The organism is Ruegeria sp. YKSF070, from assembly GCF_059612725.1.
The window spans coordinates 147,748-172,448 of sequence record NZ_JBXWRD010000002.1 but is presented as its reverse complement, the minus strand read 5'-3'; the positions used below and the strand labels follow the sequence as shown (position 1 = coordinate 172,448).

Genomic DNA, 24,701 nt, shown 5'->3' with positions numbered 1-24,701 from the left:
GCGACGAAGCCTAGCGCAGTGGCCGTCAATGTCGAGCCGCCTAGAACGCGGATTGGATGCCGAAATTCACCCCGAACCGGCGCGCATCATAAAGCGCGATGTTGCTTTCGGTGCGCGAGGCGCTGATGCGCATGGTGGGGTTGAAGCCATAATAGTCTATCTTGTTGAAGATCAGCGTGAAATCCGCCTCGTACTTGTCTTCCTGCCGGCCGTTGCGATCATGTGGCGACACGTCATAGTCGCGGCTGCGGGCCCACAGCCCCAGCTGCGCGGTGGCGCCAAGGATCGGTTTGGCAAAGGTGATCTGGGCGCGCAGCGCGATTTCGTCGAACTCGTCGGCGGCCAGGTTCGAGGTCGCCACCGCCCCGGTCAGATTGGTCCACAGCGTTGTCCCCCCCGCGAGCGGCAGGGTATAGGACAGATCGGCGCGTATCGTGTCCTGATCACTGCGGGTGACACCCCATTGCCGCTCGGTGGCGATGCGGGCGTTGATCTGACGTCCCCGGTCCAGCTTGTAGCTTTGCCCCAGGCTGAGCCGCGCAAAGCGGGCATATTCGTTGCCGCCATACCAGCTCTGCCCGACATCGACAAAGAAACGGTACTCGCCGCGCCGGTCGAAATTGATGCCGCGCTGACCATATCCCAGCGTGTAGGAGGCGAAGGAGAAATCGCTGGCACGGGCGGTGGGGGCAATGGCCTTGGCCTCGGAGGACAGCGAATAGGCGCGCAGATCGACCGACAGGATCAGGTCATGCGCGCGGGTCGGCAACTCGCGAAAACGGTAGCGGGTGGTCAGGCCCAGTGCGTATTCGATCCCCGATAGCGCCCGTGCCGATCCGCCCAGCTGATATTCGACCGGTTGGCCATAAAGGACTTCGGACAGTTTGTAGTTCAGGAACGAGGATCGTTGTGACGAGCCGTTGTTGATATTGCTGTCCGGGGTGATCGCAAAGGACAGCCTCGTCAGCCAGGGGTTGCGCGCCCGCACATAGCGGAAATCGCGCACGGCGATCCGGCTCAGCTCCTCGGTGGGGGCGTGTTCGACGGCGCGGCGCAGCCACCATTGAGCCAATGTGCGGCGGTCATCCGAGGCGAGTGCCTGGGCCATGACCATCGAGCTTGCGAATTTCTGCTCGTCGGTTTCGGACAGCCGCCAGGCCTGTTGGGCAGAGCTGCGCGCCTCGTCAAAGCGGCCAAGCGTGCGGGCCGCGCGAGAATGTACCAGCAGCGCCTGCCGGTCCGCTGGATCGCGCTGCAACAAAGCATGGGCATAGCTATAGGCCTGTTCAGGCGCCCCGATGCGGAGCGCCTGGACGGCGGTGGCCCTGAGTTCATCGGGGCTCAGCTTGACCGGCGCCTCGGCACCGAGCACAGAGGGCAGCAACCCGGTCAGAAGGGCCAGAGCCGCGATGGGGCGGCGTATCTTTCCCCACGGCCGCATCACCGGCCTCAGTTGTAGACGATGAAGCCGCCGGTCTCGCGAACCGAGGTCGCAGCCGGGTCACGTTTGGTTTCCAGCACCACCACGCCCACGATCTCTTGTGCCCTGTCACCCGAGACGATGGCATAGTAATTGCCTTCCTCGAACAGCAGCGCCTGGCCTTCGTTGTTCACGAAATAGCTGGTCATCTGGCCCAGGATCTCGCCATTGTCGTCCATCACGCCGGGGCCGACGGTGAATGTGGCGGTCGGGATTTCCCTCAGGGTGGCGTTGTTCTGGGTGTTGATCCGGTTCAGCGTGGTTTCGGTAACGTCGTTGCCGTCCATGTCAAAGATGCGGCGATTGCGGATTTCGCCGCGTACCGCGTCCCCTCGGGTGCCGGTGCTATCGTTGAAATCGTCAAAGTCGATGGCGATGCGGATATCACCGGTGGTGTATTCCAGCGCACCGATACCGTTGTAGTCGCGCAAGCCCGCAACGTTCCCCGAGAACAGCGCCTGGCCGGTGGTCGGCAGGTTCACCTCGTTGTTGCGCTGGTAGATGAAACCGCCAAACCCATAGCCAACATAGGCGCCGGTCCGCACGATGGCGAATTGCGTATTGCCCGAGGTCGAGACGCCATAAATGGCACGGTGGCGGAACTGGTTGACCGGCTGGCCATCGAAACTGTCCAGGAACTGTGCGTCGGCCTCGTAGACCGCATAGGGGCCGAGGCTGCCGACTGTGGTTCCGCGGGAATAGGTATTGTCGCCGTCAAAGCCGAGGTTGTCGACCGAGAAGGTGTCGTCGGCGGCATTGTAACGGACATCACGGGCAAAACCGTTACCATTGTAGGCGGTTTCGGTGCTGGTGGGCTCGCTTCTGAAGATCCCGGTTCTTGCGGTGGGCGAAGTTGTTCCCGGCGGAAGCGTACGATCACCTTGAATGGGCGAACCTGTATCGCCGCCAGTGTCGCCACCGCTGCCACCGTCGCCGGTTCCATCACCAGTTCCAAATACGGCATCGGAGCCACCGCACGCTGCCAGCACAACGCACGTTGCGACCGCAACGAGATGGGGTTTCATAACTGCCTGCCTCTGCTCTTTTGTCAGATCATTTTGGCCGATAGTCCGGTCTGCTGACGCGAAAGTCAATCGCAACCTGAGCGGGTTGTCGGAAAGCGAAACAGGGTGTCCGAAAAGCCATACCTCATATGGCGGTTTTGGTACGGGGCGCGGCCATATATAGTATGGCTGCGACTCATGTAGTGAAAGGACACCCGATGCCGCTTTCCCCGGAACAATTGGCCGAGATCGAGGCCCAGCGGGCGCAGAACGCGCCAACCCGCCGTGTCGTGTCGCCGGGGATGGAGGAGCATCTCTATACCGCGCATCCGGTGCTGGATCACGGCTTTGTCCGGGTGATCGACTATATGGGCGACGATGCGGCAATCTGTCAGGCGGCACGCGTCAGCTATGGCAAGGGCACCAAATCGGTGCAGAATGACGAAGGTCTGATCCGCTACCTGATGCGGCATTGGCACTCGACCCCGTTCGAGATGTGCGAGGTCAAGCTGCATGTGAAACTGCCGGTTTTCGTGGCCCGACAGTGGATCCGGCACCGCACCGCCAATGTGAACGAATACTCGGCCCGCTATTCGATCCTGGATCGTGAATTCTATATCCCGGCGCCCGAGCATGTTGCGGCACAATCGGCGGTCAACAACCAGGGCCGGGGTGAGGCGCTGCAGGGAGAAGAGGCGGCGCGCGTGCTGGAGATCCTAAAGGCCGACAGCGCCCGCTGCTACGACAATTACGAAGCGATGATCGGACAGGACGGTCAGCAGGGCCTGGCGCGCGAACTGGCGCGGATGAACCTGCCGGCCAATATCTATACCCAATGGTACTGGAAGGTCGATCTGCACAACCTGTTCCATTTCCTGCGCCTGCGCGCAGATGCGCATGCGCAATACGAGATCCGGGTCTATGCCGAAACCATGTGCCGCCTGGTCGCCGACTGGGTGCCCTTTGCTTATAAGGCGTTCGAGGATTACCGGCTGGGTGCGGTGAACCTGTCGGCGCAGATGGTCGACAGCCTGCGCCGGATGCTGGCAGGCGAGGCGGTGACGCAAGAGACCTCGGGCCTCTCGGCGCGGGAGTGGCGCGAATTTCAGGATGTAATCGGCCGGTAATACGCCCGGAAGTTGAAAAATCGTAGATGATCTGCCATCCTCCCTCTGTTTTCCGGGGGGAGGATCGATGCGTAGATCGTTTCTGGGTTTGTGCCTTGCTGTGCCGCTTGCCGCCTGTGTGCAGCATGAAGGAACCTCGGGGGGAGATACTGCCAGGCTGATATTCTTTGGCGGCGCCAATACCGACAGGATGAACATCGTTCTGCCGGATTTCCCGACCGAACGCTGTGCTCTGCGCAAACCTCCGCCACCGCCGACGGACGGCGACCGAGAAGCGGCGCTGTTGCGGACAGCTCTCTTGTCCATTGTGACCAACGTGTTGACCAATGCGGTGGTCGAGGGAGCGCGAAAATGGGCACAGCGCTATCAGGCGCGCTATGTCGGTTCGGCGAATTTCTCGAATTTCCAGATCGGGCGCACCACAAACGATATCCGCTGCGTCGGTATCGTCCGCATGGGGCCCTTGAGTAGCGACAAGACCCGTCGCGATCTCTATTCGGCGATCGTGCTCGAGCTGAAGGAAATCGGCGATGGTGCCATGTTCGTCAGGCCCGTCTATTCCTATACCCCGGTGCTGAAGGCCGCGACCAGCGTGAAGGCCGAGGAAATCGGCTGGGCAGGGGCCGCCGTCACCCTGTCTGTGGCTGCGGTCGATGCCGACGGCGAATTGGTCAGCCACTCGCAAAGCCTGGGATTGAAACCTGCAAGGGCAAATGTCTCATCGCCTTTTGGGGGCGTCCGGCACAGGGCGGTTCCCGAGATCTATCCCGACAGTCCCGAGGGCGGATACGATACGGCGATCATGCCTTATCATCAGGGGCGGCCGGTCACGTTGAGTATCGCCGTTACCGAGGTTGGCGCGGGCGCAAACGATGCCAAGGCCCTTGCCGGCGCGGTAGAGGCGAACAAAGGGGCTATTTCGACCCTGATCAGCGGGTCGCTACAGCGGGCATCCGATTGAGGCCGGAGGCCGCGTCGCGGCCATCGGGTGACCGGCGGCCGTGCGTCCCGGCCGCCGCCAGATGCATGACCCGGAAACAACCGGGCTGGTCCCGTTACAGTGGCTTGATGTCTCCGGCCATCTTGCGGCCGTCACGTCCGTCCAGCATTTCAAAGGACACTTTCTGGTTGTCGGCGAGTCCAGTCAGACCGGACCTTTCGACAGCCGAAATATGTACAAAAACGTCCTTGCCCCCATCATCAGGGGCAATGAACCCGTAACCTTTTGTTGCGTTAAACCATTTCACGGTGCCGGTAGGCATGTCCCGTGTCTCCTTCTACCTTCCAGGTCACCCCTGTAATTGTCGGGGTCGTGATCGGGCGACCGGATAGACGAACGCCCGGTCCAGCATGAACATGCCGGACGCCGACAGGCCGGAAGCTCCGGCCACAAGATTGCACGGTGCGTGCAAAAATCAAGAAAAAGGGGGTGTCGAGGCGCAAAATGCGCGATATTTCCGCAGTAACAAGAAGGGGGCGCCATGCTGATCTATGGTCTGAAGAACTGCGATACCTGCCGCAAGGCGTTGAAATCCCTGCCGGATGCGCGGCTTGTCGATGTGCGCGCCGACGGGATCGATCCGGCGGTTCTGGGCCGGGCCTGGGCGCGATTTGGCGGCGATCTGCTCAACACTCGCTCGACCACATGGCGTGGGCTGGACGAGGCCGAGCGCGCGCGCGCGCCGCTGGACCTCATTGCCGAGCATCCCGCGTTGATGAAACGGCCGCTGATCGAGGCCGGGGGGGAATTTTACCTCGGTTGGACCCCTGCCACCCGTCAGGCCCTTGGTCTGGGCTAGGCGCGGCCTTATGTCGGACCGGTAGGGAATCACAGGAAAGAACCCAAGATGCGCAATGCGGCCCTTGTTCTGGGGATCATCGCCGGTCTGATCGGTATGCTGGTCGGCTTTTTCAGCTTTGGCTATGTCGAGGCGATCGAGCATTTCGGCGAGATCGACGGGCTGGCCGAGCAGGTCGAGAATGTCGATCTGGTGCAGATGACCTCGATCATCGCGCCGATGCTGGCGATTGCGGGCGGTGCCATGGCCCGGGCGCGGGCGCTGTGGGGCGGGGTGTTGCTGCTGATCTCGGCGGCAGGCATGTATCACGCCTTTGGCTTCAACGTGTTCACCATGTTCCCCATCGCCTTTGCCGCGGTGGGCGGGGTTCTGGGCGTGGCCGCGGGCAAGCCGGACGAGCCCAAGGCGCATTTCTGAAGGTTTTGGCCCGCGCCGGGAGCGCGGGCCAGCCTGGTGTTCAGGCCATGGCGGCCTGGGTGCGACCACGCATCAGCGCATCGACCGACAGCGCACCGGCGCCCTTGATCACCAGCAGGCTGAGGGTGAACACCCAGAACAGGCGCTGGTCCATGATCACGCCGCTGGCCTGATTGTCGAACCAGGCGCCCAGCGTTGCCAGATCGGTGGCGCCGTGGCCATAGACGTCGGTCAGCGACTGGACCACCACGAAACCGATCATCCCCAGCGCGGCCAGCCGGGTGAACAGTCCGATCACGATCAGCAGCGGCAGGATGAACTCGGCATAGGTGCCCGCCATGACCACGGCCCAATGGAACATCCCCAGTTGCGAGACGTCATAGCCGACCGCTTCGAGCTGTTTGGGGAAAATCTGGCTATAGGCGCCGATCGAGGGGCTGAAGAGACCGAAGATACCGTCGCCCAGCTTGGTCAGGCCGGAATTCCAGTAATAGACCAGCAGCACGGCGGCAAAGGTGAAGCGGGCAAACAGCGGCAACAGCCAATCTCCGGCGGTTTCCACCAGGCCGAAGACACGATTATGGATCGAGACGAGTGGGTTCATTGTCTTGTCCTTGCTCTGTGAGTGAGGTGATGGCGCCGCCCTGGAGCAGCAGGGCGAGCGTGGCGCCAAGGTCGAAATCGGGGGTCTGTTCGGCGGCGGTCTCATAGGCCGCGCCGATGGTGGCGCCGCCTTGCAGCGCCGCGATCCACTGGGCGCCGCCGGGGGGCAGCAGCTGCGGGATCGGGTCATATTCGGGCCGGGTGATCAGCACGTCCTGACCGCCGGGTTCGGGTTTGGGGGCGTCGTCTTCGGTGTTGAATCGCCAGATCGCGTGGATCGGCCAGGGCGAGCGCAACAGGCGCATGGCGGGGGCGAAATCCAGCCGTGCAGCCATCAGCGGCTCGGGGTCGATGGCCAGCGCCTGAGGGGCGATGGCCGTGCTGTCGGCGGCGTGATAGGCATGGCGCAGCGCCAGCTCCAGCCGCGCCACATCCGGCAGATAGCCCAGATGCGACAGCTGCTGCATCCCGGCCAGAAACTCGGGGAATGTCTCGCCATAGAACATCATCAGCGGCGATGTGGGGGGATGCTGGCGCAGGTAGATGCCTGCAAGCCCGTCCATGTTCTGCGTGCCCAGCAGTTTGGCGATGACGGGAAAGGCCTGGTGCATCGCCTCGGTCAGCGAGACCGCGACATTGTTGCGATAGACGTCAAACCGCCGGCCCGCCGGCTGCGCGCCAGCGTCGCACAGGCCCTGCGGCACCGCGCTGGCCGGGTCCAGCAGGGCGGTGTGGAACTGGGTTTGCGAGACGCTCATGCCGGGATGCGCTCCAGCGCCTTTTGAGCGCGCGCGGCCTCGGCCCGCAACACGGGCCAGTCCGGCACATCGGTATCCCATTCGATCAGAACCGGTTTCGGTCCCGAGCGGTCGAGCACGTAGTCGAGAAGAGACCAGACCGGGTCCACCACCTCGCGCCCGTGGCTGTCGATCAAGAGAGGGCGGCCGTGGTCGTCGGTATCCTCGTCATGCCCGCCCAGATGAATCTCGCCCACATGTGCCAGCGGATAGGCGTCGATATAGCCCTGCGGCGAAAAGTCGAGATTGGTGGCCGAGACAAAGACGTTGTTGACGTCAAGCAGCAGGCCGCAGCCGGTGCGCCTTGCGATCTCGCGCAGGAAATCGGGCTCCGACCAGCTGCTTTCGGCAAAGGCGAGGTAAGAAGAGGGGTTCTCCAGCAGCATCCGCCGCCCGACCACATCCTGCACCTGGTCGATGTGATCACATACACGCGTCAGCGTGGCGTCGGTATAAGGCAGCGGCAGGAGGTCGTTGAGGAAATGGCTGTCATGGGTGGACCAGGCCAGATGTTCCGAGAAACTGGCCGGGTTCAGCCAGCCTACCAGATGTTTGAGCCGGGCCAGATGGTCGGCATCCAGCGCGCCTTCACCGCCGATCGACAGGCCGACCCCATGCACCGAGATCGGGAACCGCTCGGACAGGTGGCGCAGCTGCGCCAGCGGACGGCCGCCGTCTCCCATGTAGTTCTCGGCATGGATTTCCAGCCAGCCCACCGGGCCGGGCGCCTCGAGGATTTCGGCGAAATGCTGCGGCTTGTACCCGACGCCCGGCTTGGCGGGAAGATGGTTTTCGGTACGGGTGTTGTCGAGCATCTGTCCAATCCTTTGCGGCAATGGGGGATGGGCAAGGGGATAGAAAGAATAGGGGCGGGCCGATGCTCCGGCCCGCCCCGCGATCTGGTGCCGGTTTATGCGGGCAGGTCGCGCTCCAGCGCTTCAAGCGAACCCTTGCGGGCCGAGCCATCGGCCTGGGCCGGCAGTTCCATGCTTTCGCAGGTGCCGGCATCGACCAGAGTCCAGGCGTTGCCCTGGTAATCCACGGTCGAGGTCCCGGCACAGGTGGTGCCGGGGCCGGCGGCACAATCGTTCTTGCCGGCCAGCGAAACGCCATAGCATTTCTCCTTGGCCTGGGCGCTGGCGGTGGTTGTGGTGCCGGCCAGTGCTGCTGCGACGGCGCCTGCGATGGCCAGGGTCTTTGCGGTGTTCGACATGTCGGTCATCCCTTCGTGATCGTGTGATATGTCTGCTTTGGACAAGTCAAAGGTAGTGTGCGGTGGGCGCCGTTTGAATTCACGACCCCGTGTCTCACATTCCCGTCAGAATTCTTGGGCAAGCGTTACGATAAACAAAGGGATTCTTGCGGCGGGGGCCGGAAATGTTACAGGCCAGCCCCCGGTCCGAGGGCTGGCCTGCGCTGCTTTCGTGAGAATTGTTACAGAAGATCGGGGGGCGTCGCGGCCTGTCCCAGCTCTTTTGTAACATCCGCCAGGCTCTGCACGCTGGTTTGTTTCTCGCCCAGCCGACGGACCGATACGGTCCGCTCCTCGACCTCGCGCTGACCGACGGCCAGGATCACCGGAACCTTGCCCACCGAATGTTCGCGGACCTTGTAGTTGATCTTTTCGTTGCGGGTGTCGGCCTCGGCCCGGACGCCCGCGGCGCGCAGTTCGGCCACCACCTGATGCACATAGTCATCCGCCTCCGAGGTGATCGAGGCGACCACCACCTGACGCGGCGCCAGCCAGAAGGGCAGCTTGCCCGCGTGTTCCTCGATCAGGATGCCGATGAAACGCTCAAAGGAGCCAAGCGTTGCGCGGTGCAGCATCACGGGGCGATGCTTGGCCCCGTCGGCGCCGATATAGGTGGCGTCCAGCCGCTCGGGCAGCACGAAATCGACCTGGAAAGTGCCGCATTGCCAGTCGCGCCCGATGGCGTCGGTCAGCACGAATTCCAGTTTCGGGCCATAGAAGGCGCCTTCGCCCGGATTGAGTTCTGGCTCGATTCCGGCGGCGCGGGTGGCGGACAAGAGGGCGCTTTCGGCCTTGTCCCAGACCGCGTCCGATCCGGCGCGGGTCTCGGGCCGGTCCGAGAACTTGACCTTGAAGCTTTCGAAACCGAGATCCTTGTAGATGGCGCTGAGGAAGCGGATGAATTCGGCGGTTTCCGCCTCGATCTGCTCCTCGGTCGAGAAGATATGCGCGTCATCCTGCGTGAACCCGCGCACCCGCATGATGCCGTGCAAGGCGCCCGAGGGCTCGTAACGGTTGCACGAGCCGAACTCGGCCATCCTGAGCGGCAGGTCACGGTAGGATTTCAGCCCGACCTTGAAGATCTCCACGTGGCAGGGACAGTTCATCGGCTTGAGCGCATTGACCGCCTTTTCGCGGGCGTGTTCCTCGTCCACTTCGACGATGAACATGTTCTCCTGGTATTTCTCCCAATGGCCCGACCGCTCCCACAGCTTGCGGTCGACGACCTGGGGCGTGTTCACCTCGACATAGCCACCGCGGCGCTGTTGGCGACGCATATAGTCCTGCAACTCGGTATAGATCGTCCAGCCGTTGGGGTGCCAGAACACCTGGCCCGGCGCCTCTTCCTGCATGTGAAACAGGTCCATCTCGCGGCCCAGCTTGCGGTGGTCGCGCTTGGCGGCCTCTTCCAGCATGTGCAGATGCGCCTTGAGCTTTTCCTTGCCGGTGAAGGCGACGCCATAGATGCGTTGCAGCATCGGGCGTTTGCTGTCGCCGCGCCAATAGGCGCCGGCGATGGACATCAGCTTGAACGCGTCGCCGGGGACCTGGCCGGTGTGTTGCAGGTGCGGGCCACGGCAGAGGTCCTGCCAGTGGCCGTGCCAGTACATGCGGATCGGCTCGGTGCCGGGAATGGCCTCGATCAGCTCGACCTTGTAGGGCTCGTTGTTGGCCTTGTAGAACTCGATCGCGCGCGCGCGGTCCCAGACCTCGGTGGTGACCGGGTCGCGCTTGTTGATGATTTCCTTCATCTTCTTCTCGATCAAGCCGAGATCTTCGGGGGTGAAGGGTTCGGCGCGGTCGAAGTCATAATACCAGCCATTCTCGATGACCGGGCCGATGGTGACCTTGGTTGCGGGCCAGATCTCCTGCACGGCGCGGGCCATGATATGGGCGAGGTCGTGGCGCACCAGCTCGTTGGCCTGCGCCTCGTCGGCCATGGTGTGAATGGAGATCTTCGCATCGGCTGCAATGGGCCATTGCAGGTCCCAGTGCTTGCCGTCGACGGTGGCCGAGATCGCCTTTTTCGCCAGCGAGGTGGAGATGTCGGCGGCGACCTGGGCGGGCGTTACGCCTGCGTCATAGGATCGTGCATTGCCATCGGGAAAGGTGAGAGAGATCTGTTCCATATCTGGCGGCTCCTCGTCGGTTTGGCGCCCACTGAACGCCCGGTTGCGGGTTATGGTGTCCGCCCGCTTTGGCAGGGGCCGCTGACGAAGTCAAGGCAGCAGACTTTCGCAGAAAGTCTGTGCCCAAAGTTTCGCGAAACTTTGGGCCGGCCGCGCGGTCAGCGCGCGGCAAAGATGGCATAGGCCATCAGCAGGGTGCAGACCCACCCCGCGCTGAACAGGATCGGGCGCAGCGGCATCCGGGCATAGCCCGAGATCATGCCCGCCGCATGCAGCACCCGGATCCAGAAGAAGGCGATCGCGCTCCAATAGGTCAGCGTCGAGAACCCGTTCATCAGCGCCAGGATCAGCACCAGCACCGCAAAGGGCATCGACTGTTCCAGCAGGTTCAGATGTGCGCGGTGCGCGCGCTGCACCCAGGGGCGCAGATTGGAGATCTGCGCTGGTCGGGCGAAGGCCTCTTCCTGCGAGGGGTCGGTGGAGATGCCGATCACGTAGGGGATCCAGAGCGAGGCGGCGAGGATCATCAGGCAGGTGAGGATGCCCAGTTCGGTGGGAAAGCTTTCCATCAAGCGGCCCCTTTCAGCGCGGTTCCGGTTTCCAGATAGCTCTTGAGCGAGGCAGCCAGACGCGCCCAGCCTTCGCCGATACCGTCCTGACCGGCGGCGAGGTTGTAGTGTTCGATGGTCAGCTTGCAGATCTCGCCCTGTGGCTCAATCAGGTAAACCATCTCGGACGGTACCGCGCCCGGTCCCATGAAAAGCGGCTCGAAACTCATCTCGATGCGGGATTTCGGGTCCAGCCGCCGGGTCACCTGTCGCAGCATGGCGTCCCCGGCAGGGGTGATGAATTCGACCGTCTTGCCGGGCGAGACCTTGCCCTGCACCTCGTTGCAGAGGAAGTGATAGGCGGCCATCTGCTCTGTCGCAGTCAGCGCCGCCCAAAGCGCATCCTGCGTGCAGCGGATGAATGTCTGCATCATGAAATCGGGCTTTCCCATTCTGTTCTCCATTTCCAATTTCTCTTTCAGCGCGGCCAACCCCTGTGCGTGCGGTTGCAGGAAGGGCGCCACCCAGCGGTTGATCATGTCCTGCAAGGGCAGGGGGTTGAGGTAATGGTATTTGAACCGCCCCTCGCGCCGGGTGAGGACCAGATGGGCCTCCTCCAGCAGCTTGAGGTGTTTCATGACCCCGAACCGGGTCATGTCGAACTTGCTTTCCAACTCGCTCAGGCTTTGCCCGTCCTTCTGGCGCAATTGATCCAGAATGGCGCGGCGGGCGGGGTCGTTGAGAGCTTTGAAAAGTATGTCCATGTTGCGACTATATGTGATTCTATAGTCACGTGACAATATGGTAACTTAATGAGCCTTGCACCCGCCTGCAAAGCGATGGAGGCTTGGGAAAACGACCAGCAAAGGAAAAGCCCGGTGAGCGATACTCTGACAACCGACCAGGGGCGCAGCCTCGCCTATCATCTCACCCCGGGCGACGGCCCCTGCTTCGTGTTCCTTGGCGGGTTGAAGTCGGACATGGAGGGCACCAAGGCGGTGCATCTGGAGGCCTGGGCACGTGGGCGGGGGCATGCGTTTCTGCGGTTCGATTACTCGGGACATGGTGAAAGCTCAGGCATATTCGACGAGGGCGCGATCGGGGATTGGCATCAGGACACGCTGGCCGTTGTGGATGCGCTGACCAAGGGGCCGCTGATCGTGGTGGGCTCGTCGATGGGCGGCTGGCAGGCGCTGCTGCTGGCGCGGGCGCGGGCAGATCGCATCGCGGGCATGGTCACCATCGCCGCCGCGCCGGATTTCACCGAAGACGGCTGGTGGGCCGGGTTCGACGCGGGCCAAAAGGCACAACTGGCCGCCGAGGGCCGGGTGGAGCTACCCTCGGACTATATGGAACCCTATATCGTCACCCGCCGCATGATCGAGGACGGGCGGAACCATATGGTGTTGCGCGCGCCGCTGCATCTGCCGTTTCCGGTGCGTTTCCTACAAGGCACCGCCGATACGGCGGTGTCGGTCGATACGGCGGTGCGGCTTATGCAACATGCCACCGGGCCCGACATGCGCCTTTTGCTGGTCAAGGATGCCGACCACCGCTTCTCGGACGAGACCTGTCTGAAGATCATCGAGGATGCGGTGATCGACGTTCGGGGCGCGGCCTGATGCGGCGGTTTGGAAAGTTTCTGGGGCGTGCCCTGGCTATTCTTGCACTGGCGGGGGGGCTGGCCTGGTGGTTTGGCCCCTATGAAACCGTCGATCTGAAGGCCCGGTTCGACCCGCGCAAGTTCGGCGAAGGCGTGCAGGTCTATTTCGAGAGTATCGAGTCGCGCTTTGCCGATATCACGCTGGGTGTCGAAAAACGGGTAATCTGGGCGCCGGACGGATATGAGCGTCGGACGCCCTATGCGCTGGTCTACCTGCACGGGTTCTCGGCCACTTCCGAGGAAATCCGCCCGGTTCCCGACCGCATCGCCCAGGCACTGGGCGCCAATCTGGTCTTTACCCGGTTGCAAGGTCATGGGCGCGGCAGCAATGCGATGGAGCAGGGCAGTGCATCAGGCTGGATGCGGGACGCGGCCGAGGCGCTGGCGGCGGGCCGGGCGGTTGGTGAAAAGGTGATCATCCTGTCCACCTCGACCGGCGGCACGCTGGCGGCGGCGGCGGCGCTTGACCCCGAACTGTCGGCCGATGTGGCTGCTATGATCCTTGTCTCGCCCAATTTCGGGGTGAACGATCCGCTGGCCTTTGTTCCGACCCTGCCGGGCGCGCGCTATTGGTTGCCCGCGGTCATGGGCGGCGAGCGGGATGCCAGCAGCCCCGATCCGGAGAAAAACACCTATTGGACCACTCGTTACAGCTGGTCGGCGCTGGTGCCGATGGCCGCTTTGGTCAAGACGGTGGTGGCGCTCGATTTTGGACAGGCCCGGGTGCCGGCGCTGTTCTGGTATTCACCCGACGACAGGGTGGTGCGCCCCGATCTGACGGGCGAGGTGGCCAGGCGTTGGGGCGGCCCGGTCGGGATCGAAACGGTTACAATGGGGCCGGGTAACGACCCGTCCTCTCATGTGATCGCGGGCGATATAATGTCGCCGGGGCAGACCGATATCGCGGTCGCGGGCATGCTCGCGTGGTTGCGGGAGCAGGGAATCGAGTGATGGAGCAACGGGTGAGCCTGATCACCGTCGGCACCGAGGATATCGAGGCGGCGGCATCCTTTTACGAGGCGCTGGGCTGGCGCCGGGTCGAGACACCCGACGGGGTGATCGCGTTCGACCTGATCGGGCAGGTACTGGGCCTTTACCCGCTGGGCGCGCTGGCCGCGGATATCGGCCTGCCGGTGGCGGCGCTGGGGCAGGGGGCGATGACGCTGAGCCATAATTGCGCCGACCGGGAAACGGTCTCGGCGCTGCTGGAACGCGCACAGGCGGCGGGAGCCGAGATCCTCAAACCCGCGTCAGAGGTATTCTGGGGCGGCTATCACGGCTATTTCCGCGCGCCGGATGGCAGCATCTGGGAAATCGCCCATAACCCGTTTTCGGCACTGGGGCCCAACGGCGAGTTTCGCTGGAACGGGTACGGCTGATGCGCCGCCCGGGCAGCATGTGGAGCCTTGAGACCCTGGGCCGCGTGCGCCTGTCGCGGCATTTCTTCATGCGTGATTTCCTTTATTCCGAGATTGGCAATTACCATGCACAGCAGAACATCCCCGACGATCCCGATCTGGCGATCGAGACCGGGCGGGCGTTTTGCAAAACGCTGCTGGACCCGTTGGAGGAGACGTTTGGCCGTATCGCGGTACGCTCGGGCTATCGCTCGGCATCACTCAACCGGTTCGGCAACGAAAACCGGCTGAACTGTGCCCGCAACGATCATCCGCTGGAATGTCACATCTGGGATCGGGGCAGGGGAGAGCATCGGATTGCCGGGGCCTCGGTGGTGATCCCCTGGTTCGCCGACCGCTATGCGCAGGGGCGCGATTGGCGAGATCTGGCGTGGTGGATGCACGATCATCTGGACTATTCCGAGATCTGGTTCTTTCCCAAACTCTGCGCCTTCAATCTGGTGTGGCGGCCCGTGCCCTTACGCCGGATCGACAGCTATATCGCACCGCGCGGGCGGCTGGTGGTGGCGGGAGAAGAGCCGCCGGTGCCGCTGGACACGCGGCAGGCGGGCTATGCCGATTTTCCGCCCTTCCGTGGCATCGCCTATCCCTGAGAGGGCTTGTTCCGTCGTCGAAAACTGCCCATTCTGCCAGTGGTTGACGGTTCTGGTGCGAAAGGGAAACACATGGATGAACCACTGATTTTCCTGCCCGGCATGTGCTGCGACGCGCGGCTCTTCGCGCCGCAACTGGCGGTTTTCTCGCGTTCGCGCCCGGTCACCGTCTGCCCGGTTGGACAGGCTGATCAGATCAGCCGGATCGTCGAGGACCTGCTGCCGCACCTGCCCGCGCGCTTTGCACTGGCGGGGCTCAGCATGGGTGGTATCGTGGCGATGGAGATGATCCGCCGCGCGCCAGACCGGGTGAGCCGTCTGTGCCTGATGTCCACCGATGCTCAGACCGACACGCCCCAGATTGCCGCCGCGCGCGAACCGCTGATCATAAGCGCCCGCGTGGGCAAGCTGGAGCAGGCGCTGGGCCAAGTGCTGCGCCCCGACAGTCTGGCGCCGGGGCCGGGACGGATGCCGGTTCTGGAGGTGGTGCGCCAGATGGGGCTTGAGGCCGGGCCGGACCAGTTCGTGCGCCAGATGCGAGCGCTTCAGAGACGCCCCGACCAGCAGGGAACATTGCGCCGGATCCGGGTGCCGACCCTGATCCTGTGCGGTGCCCATGACCGGCTGACGCCGGTCAAGCGGCACAGTTTCATGGCCGATCTCGTCGCCGATGCGCGGTTGATGGTGATCGAAGAGGCGGGTCACCTGCCCACGCTTGAGACGCCAGAGGTGGTCACAGAGGCTTTGCAGGAGTGGCTGGCCGAGCCTCAGCGATAGAGCGCCGCGCGCGTTTCCTTGTCCAGCACATGCGGCTTGGCCACCGGTTCACCGGTTTTGCTGTCAAAGAACGGCGTCTTGCGCCAGCGCCCCGATAGCCGCCCTGCCAGCATACGCGTCAGCAGTCCATAGACGGCGGGGGCGATATTGCGGTGTTTGCGACTGCCATCGGGCTCCGGCACAAAGCCATAGGCGCGGGTGCGGCCCAACGCATCGGGATCGGCCAGCCGACGCACATTCACCCCGACAAAGGGCTTCTTGGCGGAATTGAGCGTCGTGGCCAGTGGGCTGTTGCAGCATTTGGCGTACCAACGGAACAGGCCCTTGGGCGACAGGCGCATCAGTGCAAGATGTTCGGCGCCACGGTCGATCACGAAACCGTCGGGGCTGGTCTGGAAGATATCCACCGGACCCGGCGCCGGGTCCGGCTGATCGAAGTAAAGCTCGGCCGCGCGACAATCGGGGCAGTGGCACCCGACCCTGGTGCCAGTGCGGACAGCATCGGCAGTCAAATGTCCCGCCAGCGCCCCGCATCCGCAGGCAAAGGCAAGCTCGGCCGCCCCGGACCGTGCCATGATCAGGCGGCGCTGTTCTTGTTGGCTGGACGCAGCGATTTGCCCTTGCGGCTGTTGGTGTTCATGAAGTCGATCACCAGCGGCCGGATGTTGTCACGCCAGCTGCGCCCGGCGAAGATGCCGTAATGGCCCGCGCCCGGCTCCAGATGATTGGCCTTCTTGCTGTCGGCCAGTCCGGTACACAGGTCGAGCGCGGCGATGCACTGGCCAGGGGCCGAGATATCGTCATTCGCGCCCTCGACTGTCATCACGGCGACATCGGTGATCTTGCTGATATCGACCTTGTGACCATCGACGATGAATGCGTTGCGCGCGATCTCGCGTTTTTTGAACACCCGCTCGACGGTCGAGAGGTAGAATTCGGCAGTCATATCCATGACGGCCAGATATTCGTCGTAGAACCGGTTATGGGCATCATGGTCCGAGGCCTCGTCGCGCATGACCCGCTGGATCTGATCGGTGAACGCCTTGGAGTGGCGGTCGGCATTCATTGACATGAACGAGGCCAGCTGCAGCAGGCCCGGATAGACCATGCGGCCCACGCCCTTGTATTTGAAACCGACGCGCTGGATCATCGACTGTTCCAGCTGGCCCATGGTGACGCGGCGGCCGAAATCGGTCACCTCGGTCGGGGTGGCGTCGGGGTCGACCGGGCCGCCGATCAGGGTCAGCGTGCTGGGCTGCGCCTTGGGGTCAAGCTCGGCCAGATAGGCGGTGGCGGCCAGTGTCAGGGGGGCGGGCTGGCAGACCGCGATCACATGGGTGTCAGGCCCCAGTTCGCGCATGAAATCGACCAGATAGAGCGTGTAATCCTCGACATCGAACTTGCCGGCCGAGACCGGGATATCACGGGCGTTGTGCCAGTCGGTGACATAGACCTCGCAATTGACCAGCAGGCTCTTGACGGTCGAGCGCAGGAGCGTCGCGTAGTGACCCGACATCGGCGCCACCAAAAGCACCTTGCGCGGCTGCGTCTCGCGCCCGGTGACGTTGATGTGGATGAGATCGCCAAAGTCACGCTCGACCACGGTTTTGATCTCGACCAGATGGTCCTTGCCATCCTCGCAGGTAAAGGTGCGGATGCCCCAGTCCGGCTTGACCACCATGCGCTGGAACGTGCGCTCGGTCACCTCGCCCCAGGCAGACATCCAGTTGAAGACAGGGTTCGGAACCATCGAGAACAGCGGATAGGAAGCCATCGAATTGGCCGTCGCCCCCATCCATTGATTGGTATTACGAACGGTTTCCATCCAGTCGTAGGTCATCATGTAACGCATGAAACGGGCCTCCTAAGCCACACCTGGAGATTTCGGACCATTCGTCGCTTTGCCCCCCGCAATGCACGACGTTATTCTGCATAGCAGCGAGGTTAGGGGGGATTCCTTAAAATGACAACAAGTGAAGATATGTCGACGCATTTGACCGGCGAACAATTTGAACAGCTTAAGGAAAACATGACCAAGGTCGAGGAACTCTCGAAGCGTCTGGTCGAGATCATGGCCGGTAAAAAGCCCCATACCCCGGCACTGGATGCCCCGAATCAAGAGCTTTTCGCAAAGGCAGCAACCGCCTATTGGGCCGAGGCCTGGCAGAATCCCGCCAAGCTGCTGGAACAGCAGCTGGAATTCTGGGGCAAATCGGTCATGAATTTCGCCGAGGCGCAGCAGGCGCTGATGACCGGCGGGGTCGAGGACGATGAAGAGACCCCCAAGGACCGCCGCTTCTCGCACCCCATGTGGGAGAACAACCCCTATTTCCGCTTCATTCGCCAGCAATATCAAACCAACGCCGCCGCCTTGGCCCAGGCGGTCGCCTCGGTCGATGACCTGCCGGACAAGGACCTCAAGCGGCTCAAGTATTTCTCGCAGCAGATCATCGACATGATGGCGCCCACCAATTTCCTCGCCACCAATCCCGACGCGCTGGAACGCGCCGTCGAAACCGAGGGTCGATCGCTGATCAAGGGTTTGGAGAACCTGATCACCGATCTCGAGGCCAATAATGGAGAATTGGTGGTCAAGCTGGCCGATGAAAAGGCGTTTCAGGTGGGCGGCAATATCGCCACCACCCCCGGCGACGTGGTCTATCGCAACCGGATGATGGAACTGATCCAGTACAAGCCGGTCACGGATACCGTGCACGAGACCCCGATCGTGCTGTTCCCGCCCTGGATCAACAAGTTCTACATCCTCGATCTGAAGGCGCAGAACAGCTTCATCAAGTGGGTGACAGAGCAGGGGTTCACCATCTTTGTGGTCAGCTGGATCAACCCGGATGCCAGCTATGCCGACGTGGGGATGGAGGATTACATCCAGGACGGGTTCCTGGCCGCCATCGACGAGGTCAAGAAGATCTGCAAGGTCAAGCAGGTCAACGCGGTGGGCTATTGCATCGCGGGCACCACGTTGAGCCTGACGCTGTCGCTGATGAAACAGACCGGCGACAAGTCAGTGAAATCCGCGACCTTCTTTACCGCGCTCACCGATTTCTCGGATCAGGGAGAGTTCACCCCCTTCCTGCAAGACGATTTCATCGACGGAATCGAGGAAGAGGTCACCCGCGAGGGCGTGCTGCGCTCGTGGATCATGGCGCGGACTTTCTCTTATCTGCGCTCGAACGACCTGATCTACAAACCCGCGATCCAGAGCTACATGCTGGGCGAAACGCCGCCCGCCTTCGATCTGCTCTATTGGAACGGTGATGGCGCCAACTTGCCGGCCAAGATGGCCGTGCAATATCTGCGCAGTCTCTGCCAGCGGAATGAATTCGCGGGCGAGGGGTTCGAGTTGATGGGCCATACGCTGCATGTGCGCGATGTGGATGTGCCGCTGATGGCGATCACCTGCGAAACCGACCATATCGCCGCCTGGAAGGACTGTTATCGCGGCGTGCAGAAGATGGGGTCGCGCTCGAAAACCTTTGTGGTGTCCGAATCCGGCCATATCGCTGGCATCGTGAACCCGCCCTCGAAGAAGAAATACGGCCATTACACCAATCCTGATCTCAAGGCCGATGCGGACACGTGGCTGGCCGAGGCCGATTTCAACGAAGGGTCCTGGTGGCCGATGTGGGCGGCCTGGCTGAAACCGCGCGCGGGCAAGCAAATTCCGGCGCGCGACACCGGCGATTCGGAGCATCCCCGCCTGTGTCCGGCCCCGGGCACCTACGTGGTAGCCAAGGCAAGTACCTGATTTTTCGTAACTCTTAAACTTTTTCTGCGGCGCAGCATTATTTTCCTTGAAATGCTGCGCCGCAGAAAGCATATTCCTCTCAAGCCGAAGGAAACGGGGTGGGCCCGGACCCGGCAAAGAGGATTGAGACAATGGCAAAGACCCAAGACTTTTCCGCCGTCATGAAAGACATGATGGGTGCATTCCCGGTTGACACCAAGGCAATGGAAGACGCGTTCAAGTCGACCGCAGCCCTGAACGAGAAACTGTCGGGCGTTGCTCTGGAAGCCGCCGAGAAATCGGCCGAGATCTCCAGCAAGTGGACCAAGGAAACCCTGGCCAAGCTGAGCGACATGTCGAAAGCAAAGGCAGAGCCGGCAGACTATGCCAAGGCGATGACCGATTTCGCCAGCGCATCGGCTGAAGTTGCTGCCGAGAACATGGCCGCTTTCGCCGAGATCGCGAAGAAAGTGCAGATGGACACCGTCGAGCTGCTGATGGCTGCTGGCAAGGACATCACCGAAGATGCGACCGCTGCTGTGAAAAAAGCCACCAACGACGTGACCGCAGCCGCCAAGAAGGCCGCAGCCGCGAAGTAAGACGACAGGCGGGGCGCACCGCTCTCCTCCCCCTTGGTGCGATACCGCAGGGCAGGTCGAAAGACCTGCCCTTTCTTTTTGCGGGGGCGCTGTTTTCCGGTCCGGAAAACGGCCAGGAAAATTACTTGAATTTTCCGAGCCGGAATTTGTGCCAAATTCCGGTGCCGCCCGTGGCGGCGGTGCACGGTGCCGTTTCTCTTTTCTTTTGTTCTGCGCTCGCATAGGCTCGCTGCAATGCGACAATGATGGGGAGTAACGTCGTGGCCGAACAGGAAAAACCGCTGCTGATCAAGCGCTATGCAAGCCGACGTTTGTACAATACCGAGACCAGCGATTACGTGACGCTGGAAGATATCGCGGGCTTTATCCGGGCCGGGCGCGAGGTTCAGATCGTCGACCTCAAGACCGGAGATGACCTGACCCGGCAATACCTTCTCCAGATCATTGCCGAGCATGAAAGCCGGGGAGAAAACGTCCTGCCGGTCAATGTGCTTAATGACCTCGTTCGCAGCTACATGGTGCCAGGCGGCGGAATGATGCCCCAGTTCCTGCAAAGCTCCTTCGACATGCTGCGTGAAAGCCAGTCCAAGCTGATGGAGAACATGAACGCGATGAACCCGATGGCGCAGATGCCCGGCTTCGAGGCGCTCAAGGCCCAGCAAGAGGCCTTCATCCGCGCCATGACCGGTGGCTTGGGCAACACCTGGAGCGCGCCGGGCAAGGACGGGGATGGCGCCAAGGGCGAACAGGGCGAAGACCTGGACGACATCAAGAAACAGCTCGCCGAGTTGCAGCGCAAGCTTTCCAAGCTGAGTTGATCCAGGGGCGGCTATCGCTGCTGGCGCTGCTGGCGCTGTTGGCCCTGCTGCCCGTCGGCGCTGGCAAGGCTCAGGGCGTCTGGAAACCAGAATATGACGGGATCTGCGGTTTGGGCAGCCAATCCGAGACCGGATGTGCGGATATCCGTGCGCGCCGGATCGTGGATGCGGCTGAGCGCCCATGGCGTGCCATCGGACGCGTGAACTTTGCCGGTTCCGATACCCGTATGCATTGTACCGGTGTTCTTGTCGCTGATCGGCTGGTGTTGACGGCCGCGCATTGTCTTTACAATCAGGCGCGCAAACGCTGGGTGTCGGCTGTTTCGGTGCAATTCGTGGCAGGATACCAGAGGGGCGAGGCCGCCGCGACCTCCTCGGTACAGCGCTATCGCCTGGACCCAAAACAGGGTTTAGACGGCAGGTTCCAGACAGATCCGGCGCTGGATTGGGCGGTGCTGGAACTGGCGCAACCTCTGGGGCGGTCGGTCGGCATGCTGCCGGTTGCCCGGCCGGGAACTGCCGGGGTTCTTGCCGGATACAGTGGTTTACGTCCGCATGTGCTGAGCTTGACGGGGGAGTGTCCGGTAGGCCCGACGGCAGATGGGCTGCTGCGCGGTCTCTGTCCGGTGATGCGGGGAGATTCCGGTGCGCCGCTGCTGATCGGCCCGGCCAAGCAGCCCGGGGTGGTGGCGATCCTGTCCCGTGTCATGCCCACATCCGAGGGCGTTTCGGCGCTGTTCCTGCCGGTAGCGCTATTCGACCTGACAGGGGAGTGAAGGCCCCCACGTAGAGCGTAGACCGCTTGCCATGCGGGCTACTCCGGCAATCCGGCCCGACGCAATCCTTCCAGCCAGAGTTCCCAATCGGCCTCGTGGCGGACCGGTACTATTGCACGCACGCGGGCCACGGTCAGTCCGGGCATCTTCTCGACTAGCCTGCCGACTGAGGCGAGCGCCTCCTCCTGTCGTCCCAGCATCGCCAGCGCGGCGGCCTCCTGCCGCATCAGAGAGGCATATGCCGGTGTCTCTTTCAGGCCGACCTGCGCGTTGTGGAGGCAGGTCTCAAAATCCGCCGCGACATAGGCGCCGATGCCGAACCCGCCCCGCCAGAAAGGTTTCAGCGGATCCCGCGGGCTGAGCGTGGCGGCCCTTTCATAGGCCGCCTTTGCCTCGGGGTACTGGCCAGAGACACCGTAAAGCGCGGCGCAATTGCCGTATCCAACCGCCAGGTTGGGGTTGAGCCGGATTGCGCGCATCAGATGTGTCTCGCCCTCATCGAAATCACGGGCAAAGAGACAGGCCATGCCCAAAATGGCATGGGCATTGGCGTTGTTGTCGTCCAGTTCGACCGCCTTTGCCGCCGCAGCCTTTGCCGATTGGATCGCGGCCTCCGTGTCGGTTCGCCAGACATGTAGCATGGCCATCAGGTCGCAAAGGGCAATCCCTGCATGCGCTTCGCTCATGTTGGGGTCGTTGGCGACAATCTGGCTCAGCAGCGCGCGCGCCTCCTCATTGTCGGGCTGCGAAAACTTGCCCAGATGCCAGCGCGCGCGCAACACCTTGTCCCAGGAGGACAGGCTTTCGGGCCGGCTGCGGGCGCGTTTGAACTCGGCGTTCATTGTCTCGGGCGCCACCGCCTCGACAATGGCCTGGGTGATCTCGTCCTGCACCGCAAAGATGTCGTCGATAGAGCGGTCATAGCGGTCTGCCCAGAGATGGGCACCGGTCTCGCCGTCGATCAACTGGGCGGTGACCCGAACCTTGTTGCCGGCCTTGCGGACGCTGCCTTCGAGCAAATAGCGAACGCCGAGGTCCCTGCAGACCTGGTCGACGCGAACGGCTTTGCCCTTGTAGGTAAAGGTAGTGTTGCGGGCGATGACCTTGAATTCGCGGAAATGCGACAAGGCAGTGATGATGTCCTCGGCGATCCCGTCCGAGAAGTATTCCTGCTCGGCCTCGGTGGACATGTTGTCAAAGGCCAGAACGGCGATGCCCGGCCTGTCAAACCCCGGTTCGGCCAGGGCTGCTGCGGGTTCCATGTCGGGCGACCAGCGCAGTACCCGCACCGGCTTTTCGATATTCTTGAGTTGCTGCAATCCGCTATCGGCAAAGCGTGGATCTAGTCGGCTGCCAAGGCTGTCGGCGACGGGGCCGGATATACAGAGGCCGCCAGGTTCGGCCAGCGCCTCCAGCCGGGCGGCGATGTTGACACCGTCACCGTAGAGGTCAGAGCCTTGCAGGATCACATCGCCCAGGTTGACCCCGATCCGCAGCTTCAGCGTCGGGTCCGGAGCGAGGCGTTCCTGCACCGCGATGGCGCAGGACACCGCATTGGCGACGCTGGAAAACTCGACCAGCGCTCCGTCGCCCATCAGCTTGACGATACGGCCGCCGGTGCGCGCTACTTCCGGGTCGAACACGGTCTTGCGCATGTCGATCAGGCGGGCCAGCGTGCCGGCCTCGTCCCGGCCCATCATCGCGGAAAACCCGACGACATCGGCAGCAAGGATAGCGGTCAGGCGTCGGGTCATCGGGGTCTGCTCTGTTGGAACGGGCAAGCCCATTCCAACAAAACGGCGGCGATTTTCCTAGGAAAATCTATGCCTCAGGTGCCATAGGCGCGGGCAGGGCCGGTCACCTCGGCCATTGCGGCCAGCAGGATATCGGCGATCACGTCCAGTTCCGCCCGGCTCAGCCGCACCGGCAGCCGCACGTCGCAGGCGCGCATCAGCATGGCGCGGGTCTGGGGCAGGTCGGGCACATTGCCCAGGAACTGCCAGTTCCAGAACGCACGAGCGTTGTCCTCGCTCAGGCCAAAGACCTGCACCTTGACCCCGCGTCGCTCGGCTGCGGCGGCAAAGGCGCGGGTTTCGGCCTCGTCCAGCCCGATCAGGTTGAACTGGATCGAATCCGGGGCGCGCCGTTCCGGAGCAAGCGGGGCGGGGACGTCGATGAAGGGCGAGGTGTTGAGGCGGTCCGCCACATAGTCGTGGTTGGCCAACCCGTCGCGCACCCGGCGCGCCAGTTCGGGGATTTGCGGGCGGATCACCGCGGCGCTCAGGTTCGACAGGCGCAGATTGTAAAGCGGCAGCTTGTTCTGCCAGCGGGCAAAGGCCTCGGCCAGTTCCGGCGAATTCTGCCCCTCGGGTCCCTTGTGCTTCTTCCAGTTATGCTCATAGGCACCCGACATGATCACCGCGCGGGCCACCAGATCGGCGTCGTCGGTGACCAGGATGCCGCCTTCACCCGCGTTGATCATCTTGTAGGATTGGAACGAGAAACAGCCGACCCGGCCGATGGTGCCGATATTGCGCCCGTGCCAGGTGGTGCCCAGCGAATGCGCCGCGTCCTCGATCACGGGGATACCGCGCGCCTCGCAGAGCGCCATGATCGCATCCATATCCGAGGTATGGCCGCGCATATGACTGATGATCACCGCCTGCACGCCGTCCAGCCTGGCCTCGAAATCGGCCATGTCGATGCGATAGTTGGCGCCGACCTCGCACAGCACCGGCACGCAATCGGCATGCACGACCGACGAGGGCACGGCGGCAAAGGTAAAGCCAGGGATCAGCACCCGCGCATCGCGCGGCAGGCCCAAGGCCTTGAGCGACAGGAACAGCGCCGCCGAGCAGGACGACACCGCCAGCGCGTATTTCGACCCCAGAAGTTCGGCGAACTCTGCCTCGAGCAGCGCAACCGGCGCATCCTGCGGCGCGGTGTAGCGGAACAGGTCACCCGATTGCATCAGCGCGTCGATAGCCTCGCGCGCGGCGGCGGGGATGGGTTCGGCGTCGTGAACGTTAGGGGGCAGTGTCATATTTGAGATTCCTGAATTCAACCTTTCAAAATTGTAAATCAGTTGTGTAACAGAGCCAAGAAAATCCTGAACGGACATACAGAAATCCGCCGCGCGGCAAATATGGGTTCCGC

At 62.6% G+C, this 24,701-nt stretch carries 27 protein-coding genes; 13 read left to right on the top strand and 14 right to left on the bottom strand.

The features are described from left to right. Positions 1-40: 40 nt before the first annotated feature. Together AC2FL1_RS01885 and AC2FL1_RS01880 are read right to left on the bottom strand one after the other, a co-directional pair. Positions 41-1,441: a surface lipoprotein assembly modifier gene (locus tag AC2FL1_RS01885; protein ID WP_496827856.1), complete on the bottom strand. Its 1,401-nt coding sequence runs from the start codon at positions 1,439-1,441 to the stop codon at positions 41-43. A gap of 8 nt (positions 1,442-1,449) precedes the next feature. Beyond that, complete coding sequence (locus AC2FL1_RS01880) at positions 1,450-2,469, bottom strand: hypothetical protein (RefSeq protein WP_496827858.1); 1,020 nt, start codon at positions 2,467-2,469, stop codon at positions 1,450-1,452. Between the two features lie 233 nt (positions 2,470-2,702). Here AC2FL1_RS01880 and thyX point away from each other — a divergent pair, with 233 nt between their 5' ends. Together thyX and AC2FL1_RS01870 are read left to right on the top strand one after the other, a co-directional pair. Continuing rightward, entirely contained in the window at positions 2,703-3,611 is a 909-nt protein-coding gene (gene thyX, locus AC2FL1_RS01875) for an FAD-dependent thymidylate synthase (RefSeq protein ID WP_496827860.1), read from the top strand. Positions 3,612-3,678: 67 nt separating this feature from the next. Then, positions 3,679-4,572 (top strand): hypothetical protein, encoded by an 894-nt coding sequence (locus tag AC2FL1_RS01870; RefSeq protein ID WP_496875806.1) that lies wholly within the window; start codon positions 3,679-3,681, stop codon positions 4,570-4,572. A 94-nt stretch (positions 4,573-4,666) separates the two neighbouring features. On the opposite strand, the gene AC2FL1_RS01865 is transcribed toward AC2FL1_RS01870, so the two are convergent. Then, on the bottom strand, positions 4,667-4,873 hold the full coding sequence (locus tag AC2FL1_RS01865) for a cold-shock protein (RefSeq protein ID WP_011047016.1): 207 nt from the start codon (positions 4,871-4,873) through the stop codon (positions 4,667-4,669). A gap of 219 nt (positions 4,874-5,092) precedes the next feature. Between AC2FL1_RS01865 and AC2FL1_RS01860 the strand changes: the two genes are divergently transcribed. Together AC2FL1_RS01860 and AC2FL1_RS01855 are read left to right on the top strand one after the other, a co-directional pair. Continuing rightward, positions 5,093-5,410 (top strand): arsenate reductase family protein, encoded by a 318-nt coding sequence (locus AC2FL1_RS01860; RefSeq protein WP_496875805.1) that lies wholly within the window; start codon positions 5,093-5,095, stop codon positions 5,408-5,410. A gap of 48 nt (positions 5,411-5,458) precedes the next feature. Further along, positions 5,459-5,827 (top strand): hypothetical protein, encoded by a 369-nt coding sequence (locus tag AC2FL1_RS01855; protein WP_496875804.1) that lies wholly within the window; start codon positions 5,459-5,461, stop codon positions 5,825-5,827. A 40-nt stretch (positions 5,828-5,867) separates the two neighbouring features. Here AC2FL1_RS01855 and AC2FL1_RS01850 read toward each other — a convergent pair whose 3' ends face one another. The 7 genes from AC2FL1_RS01850 to AC2FL1_RS01820 form a co-directional block, all read right to left on the bottom strand. Then, the gene (locus AC2FL1_RS01850) at positions 5,868-6,431 is read right to left on the bottom strand and encodes a DoxX family protein (protein WP_496875803.1); all 564 of its coding nucleotides are present in this window, start codon (positions 6,429-6,431) and stop codon (positions 5,868-5,870) included. Then, on the bottom strand, positions 6,406-7,188 hold the full coding sequence (locus AC2FL1_RS01845; RefSeq protein WP_496875802.1) for an HvfC/BufC N-terminal domain-containing protein: 783 nt from the start codon (positions 7,186-7,188) through the stop codon (positions 6,406-6,408). Before AC2FL1_RS01845 ends, AC2FL1_RS01850 begins: the two co-directional genes overlap by 26 nt. After that, the gene (bufB, locus tag AC2FL1_RS01840; protein WP_496875801.1) at positions 7,185-8,042 is read right to left on the bottom strand and encodes an MNIO family bufferin maturase; all 858 of its coding nucleotides are present in this window, start codon (positions 8,040-8,042) and stop codon (positions 7,185-7,187) included. The genes AC2FL1_RS01845 and bufB overlap by 4 nt, the downstream gene beginning before the upstream one ends. A gap of 95 nt (positions 8,043-8,137) precedes the next feature. Beyond that, positions 8,138-8,440 (bottom strand): BufA1 family periplasmic bufferin-type metallophore, encoded by a 303-nt coding sequence (locus tag AC2FL1_RS01835; protein ID WP_234138090.1) that lies wholly within the window; start codon positions 8,438-8,440, stop codon positions 8,138-8,140. Between the two features lie 221 nt (positions 8,441-8,661). Further along, complete coding sequence (gene thrS / locus AC2FL1_RS01830) at positions 8,662-10,608, bottom strand: threonine--tRNA ligase (RefSeq protein WP_496875800.1); 1,947 nt, start codon at positions 10,606-10,608, stop codon at positions 8,662-8,664. 158 nt (positions 10,609-10,766) lie between these two features. Then, entirely contained in the window at positions 10,767-11,177 is a 411-nt protein-coding gene (locus AC2FL1_RS01825) for an MAPEG family protein (RefSeq protein WP_496875799.1), read from the bottom strand. Beyond that, the gene (locus AC2FL1_RS01820) at positions 11,177-11,920 is read right to left on the bottom strand and encodes an ArsR/SmtB family transcription factor (RefSeq protein ID WP_496875798.1); all 744 of its coding nucleotides are present in this window, start codon (positions 11,918-11,920) and stop codon (positions 11,177-11,179) included. The genes AC2FL1_RS01825 and AC2FL1_RS01820 overlap by 1 nt, the downstream gene beginning before the upstream one ends. Positions 11,921-12,034: 114 nt before the next feature. Here AC2FL1_RS01820 and AC2FL1_RS01815 point away from each other — a divergent pair, with 114 nt between their 5' ends. The 5 genes from AC2FL1_RS01815 to AC2FL1_RS01795 all read left to right on the top strand — a co-directional run bounded on the left by AC2FL1_RS01815 (position 12,035) and on the right by AC2FL1_RS01795 (position 15,607). After that, entirely contained in the window at positions 12,035-12,778 is a 744-nt protein-coding gene (locus AC2FL1_RS01815; RefSeq protein ID WP_496875797.1) for an alpha/beta fold hydrolase, read from the top strand. Then, entirely contained in the window at positions 12,778-13,770 is a 993-nt protein-coding gene (locus AC2FL1_RS01810; protein ID WP_496875796.1) for an alpha/beta hydrolase, read from the top strand. The genes AC2FL1_RS01815 and AC2FL1_RS01810 overlap by 1 nt, the downstream gene beginning before the upstream one ends. Then, complete coding sequence (locus AC2FL1_RS01805; protein WP_496827881.1) at positions 13,770-14,198, top strand: VOC family protein; 429 nt, start codon at positions 13,770-13,772, stop codon at positions 14,196-14,198. The genes AC2FL1_RS01810 and AC2FL1_RS01805 overlap by 1 nt, the downstream gene beginning before the upstream one ends. Before the next feature lie 17 nt (positions 14,199-14,215). Further along, positions 14,216-14,830 carry a hypothetical protein gene (locus AC2FL1_RS01800; RefSeq protein WP_496875795.1) on the top strand — a complete coding sequence of 205 codons (615 nt, stop codon included), beginning with the start codon at positions 14,216-14,218 and terminating at the stop codon, positions 14,828-14,830. A gap of 72 nt (positions 14,831-14,902) precedes the next feature. Beyond that, on the top strand, positions 14,903-15,607 hold the full coding sequence (locus tag AC2FL1_RS01795; RefSeq protein WP_496827885.1) for an alpha/beta fold hydrolase: 705 nt from the start codon (positions 14,903-14,905) through the stop codon (positions 15,605-15,607). On the opposite strand, the gene AC2FL1_RS01790 is transcribed toward AC2FL1_RS01795, so the two are convergent. Further along, positions 15,598-16,182: a DUF6151 family protein gene (locus AC2FL1_RS01790; protein WP_496875794.1), complete on the bottom strand. Its 585-nt coding sequence runs from the start codon at positions 16,180-16,182 to the stop codon at positions 15,598-15,600. The two genes, AC2FL1_RS01795 and AC2FL1_RS01790, sit on opposite strands and share 10 nt — an antisense overlap. A gap of 2 nt (positions 16,183-16,184) precedes the next feature. Then, positions 16,185-17,459 carry a polyhydroxyalkanoate depolymerase gene (gene phaZ / locus AC2FL1_RS01785; RefSeq protein WP_496827889.1) on the bottom strand — a complete coding sequence of 425 codons (1,275 nt, stop codon included), beginning with the start codon at positions 17,457-17,459 and terminating at the stop codon, positions 16,185-16,187. Positions 17,460-17,570: 111 nt separating this feature from the next. On the opposite strand from phaZ, the gene AC2FL1_RS01780 reads away from it, so the two are divergent. The 4 genes from AC2FL1_RS01780 to AC2FL1_RS01765 all read left to right on the top strand — a co-directional run bounded on the left by AC2FL1_RS01780 (position 17,571) and on the right by AC2FL1_RS01765 (position 21,545). After that, positions 17,571-19,373, top strand: coding sequence for a PHA/PHB synthase family protein (locus tag AC2FL1_RS01780; RefSeq protein ID WP_496875793.1), 1,803 nt, complete (start codon positions 17,571-17,573; stop codon positions 19,371-19,373). A gap of 131 nt (positions 19,374-19,504) precedes the next feature. Next, the gene (locus AC2FL1_RS01775) at positions 19,505-19,951 is read left to right on the top strand and encodes a phasin family protein (protein WP_263826998.1); all 447 of its coding nucleotides are present in this window, start codon (positions 19,505-19,507) and stop codon (positions 19,949-19,951) included. Positions 19,952-20,211: 260 nt separating this feature from the next. Then, positions 20,212-20,769 carry a polyhydroxyalkanoate synthesis repressor PhaR gene (gene phaR, locus AC2FL1_RS01770; RefSeq protein WP_496828107.1) on the top strand — a complete coding sequence of 186 codons (558 nt, stop codon included), beginning with the start codon at positions 20,212-20,214 and terminating at the stop codon, positions 20,767-20,769. After that, complete coding sequence (locus AC2FL1_RS01765; protein ID WP_496875792.1) at positions 20,766-21,545, top strand: trypsin-like serine peptidase; 780 nt, start codon at positions 20,766-20,768, stop codon at positions 21,543-21,545. Before phaR ends, AC2FL1_RS01765 begins: the two co-directional genes overlap by 4 nt. 38 nt (positions 21,546-21,583) lie before the next feature. Here AC2FL1_RS01765 and AC2FL1_RS01760 read toward each other — a convergent pair whose 3' ends face one another. Together AC2FL1_RS01760 and AC2FL1_RS01755 are read right to left on the bottom strand one after the other, a co-directional pair. Next, the gene (locus AC2FL1_RS01760; RefSeq protein ID WP_496875791.1) at positions 21,584-23,299 is read right to left on the bottom strand and encodes an adenylate/guanylate cyclase domain-containing protein; all 1,716 of its coding nucleotides are present in this window, start codon (positions 23,297-23,299) and stop codon (positions 21,584-21,586) included. Between the two features lie 74 nt (positions 23,300-23,373). Continuing rightward, positions 23,374-24,588, bottom strand: coding sequence for a DegT/DnrJ/EryC1/StrS family aminotransferase (locus AC2FL1_RS01755; RefSeq protein ID WP_496875790.1), 1,215 nt, complete (start codon positions 24,586-24,588; stop codon positions 23,374-23,376). Between the last annotated feature and the right edge of the window lie 113 nt (positions 24,589-24,701).

Bases quoted from the DNA above. Each gene is read 5' to 3' on its own strand.
- AC2FL1_RS01865 (WP_011047016.1), bottom strand. From the start codon at position 4,873: ATGCCTACCGGCACCGTGAAATGGTTTAACGCAACAAAAGGTTACGGG.
- thrS (WP_496875800.1), bottom strand. From the start codon at position 10,608: ATGGAACAGATCTCTCTCACCTTTCCCGATGGCAATGCACGATCCTAT.
- phaZ (WP_496827889.1), bottom strand. From the start codon at position 17,459: ATGCGTTACATGATGACCTACGACTGGATGGAAACCGTTCGTAATACC.
- AC2FL1_RS01870 (WP_496875806.1), top strand. From the start codon at position 3,679: ATGCGTAGATCGTTTCTGGGTTTGTGCCTTGCTGTGCCGCTTGCCGCC.
- AC2FL1_RS01855 (WP_496875804.1), top strand. From the start codon at position 5,459: ATGCGCAATGCGGCCCTTGTTCTGGGGATCATCGCCGGTCTGATCGGT.
- AC2FL1_RS01800 (WP_496875795.1), top strand. From the start codon at position 14,216: ATGTGGAGCCTTGAGACCCTGGGCCGCGTGCGCCTGTCGCGGCATTTC.
- bufB (WP_496875801.1), bottom strand. From the start codon at position 8,042: ATGCTCGACAACACCCGTACCGAAAACCATCTTCCCGCCAAGCCGGGC.
- AC2FL1_RS01825 (WP_496875799.1), bottom strand. From the start codon at position 11,177: ATGGAAAGCTTTCCCACCGAACTGGGCATCCTCACCTGCCTGATGATC.
- AC2FL1_RS01775 (WP_263826998.1), top strand. From the start codon at position 19,505: ATGGCAAAGACCCAAGACTTTTCCGCCGTCATGAAAGACATGATGGGT.
- AC2FL1_RS01760 (WP_496875791.1), bottom strand. From the start codon at position 23,299: ATGACCCGACGCCTGACCGCTATCCTTGCTGCCGATGTCGTCGGGTTT.
- AC2FL1_RS01810 (WP_496875796.1), top strand. From the start codon at position 12,778: ATGCGGCGGTTTGGAAAGTTTCTGGGGCGTGCCCTGGCTATTCTTGCA.
- AC2FL1_RS01885 (WP_496827856.1), bottom strand. From the start codon at position 1,441: ATGCGGCCGTGGGGAAAGATACGCCGCCCCATCGCGGCTCTGGCCCTT.
- thyX (WP_496827860.1), top strand. From the start codon at position 2,703: ATGCCGCTTTCCCCGGAACAATTGGCCGAGATCGAGGCCCAGCGGGCG.
- AC2FL1_RS01845 (WP_496875802.1), bottom strand. From the start codon at position 7,188: ATGAGCGTCTCGCAAACCCAGTTCCACACCGCCCTGCTGGACCCGGCC.
- AC2FL1_RS01795 (WP_496827885.1), top strand. From the start codon at position 14,903: ATGGATGAACCACTGATTTTCCTGCCCGGCATGTGCTGCGACGCGCGG.
- AC2FL1_RS01820 (WP_496875798.1), bottom strand. From the start codon at position 11,920: ATGGACATACTTTTCAAAGCTCTCAACGACCCCGCCCGCCGCGCCATT.
- AC2FL1_RS01805 (WP_496827881.1), top strand. From the start codon at position 13,770: ATGGAGCAACGGGTGAGCCTGATCACCGTCGGCACCGAGGATATCGAG.
- AC2FL1_RS01860 (WP_496875805.1), top strand. From the start codon at position 5,093: ATGCTGATCTATGGTCTGAAGAACTGCGATACCTGCCGCAAGGCGTTG.
- AC2FL1_RS01835 (WP_234138090.1), bottom strand. From the start codon at position 8,440: ATGTCGAACACCGCAAAGACCCTGGCCATCGCAGGCGCCGTCGCAGCA.
- AC2FL1_RS01780 (WP_496875793.1), top strand. From the start codon at position 17,571: ATGACAACAAGTGAAGATATGTCGACGCATTTGACCGGCGAACAATTT.
- AC2FL1_RS01850 (WP_496875803.1), bottom strand. From the start codon at position 6,431: ATGAACCCACTCGTCTCGATCCATAATCGTGTCTTCGGCCTGGTGGAA.
- AC2FL1_RS01790 (WP_496875794.1), bottom strand. From the start codon at position 16,182: ATGGCACGGTCCGGGGCGGCCGAGCTTGCCTTTGCCTGCGGATGCGGG.
- AC2FL1_RS01755 (WP_496875790.1), bottom strand. From the start codon at position 24,588: ATGACACTGCCCCCTAACGTTCACGACGCCGAACCCATCCCCGCCGCC.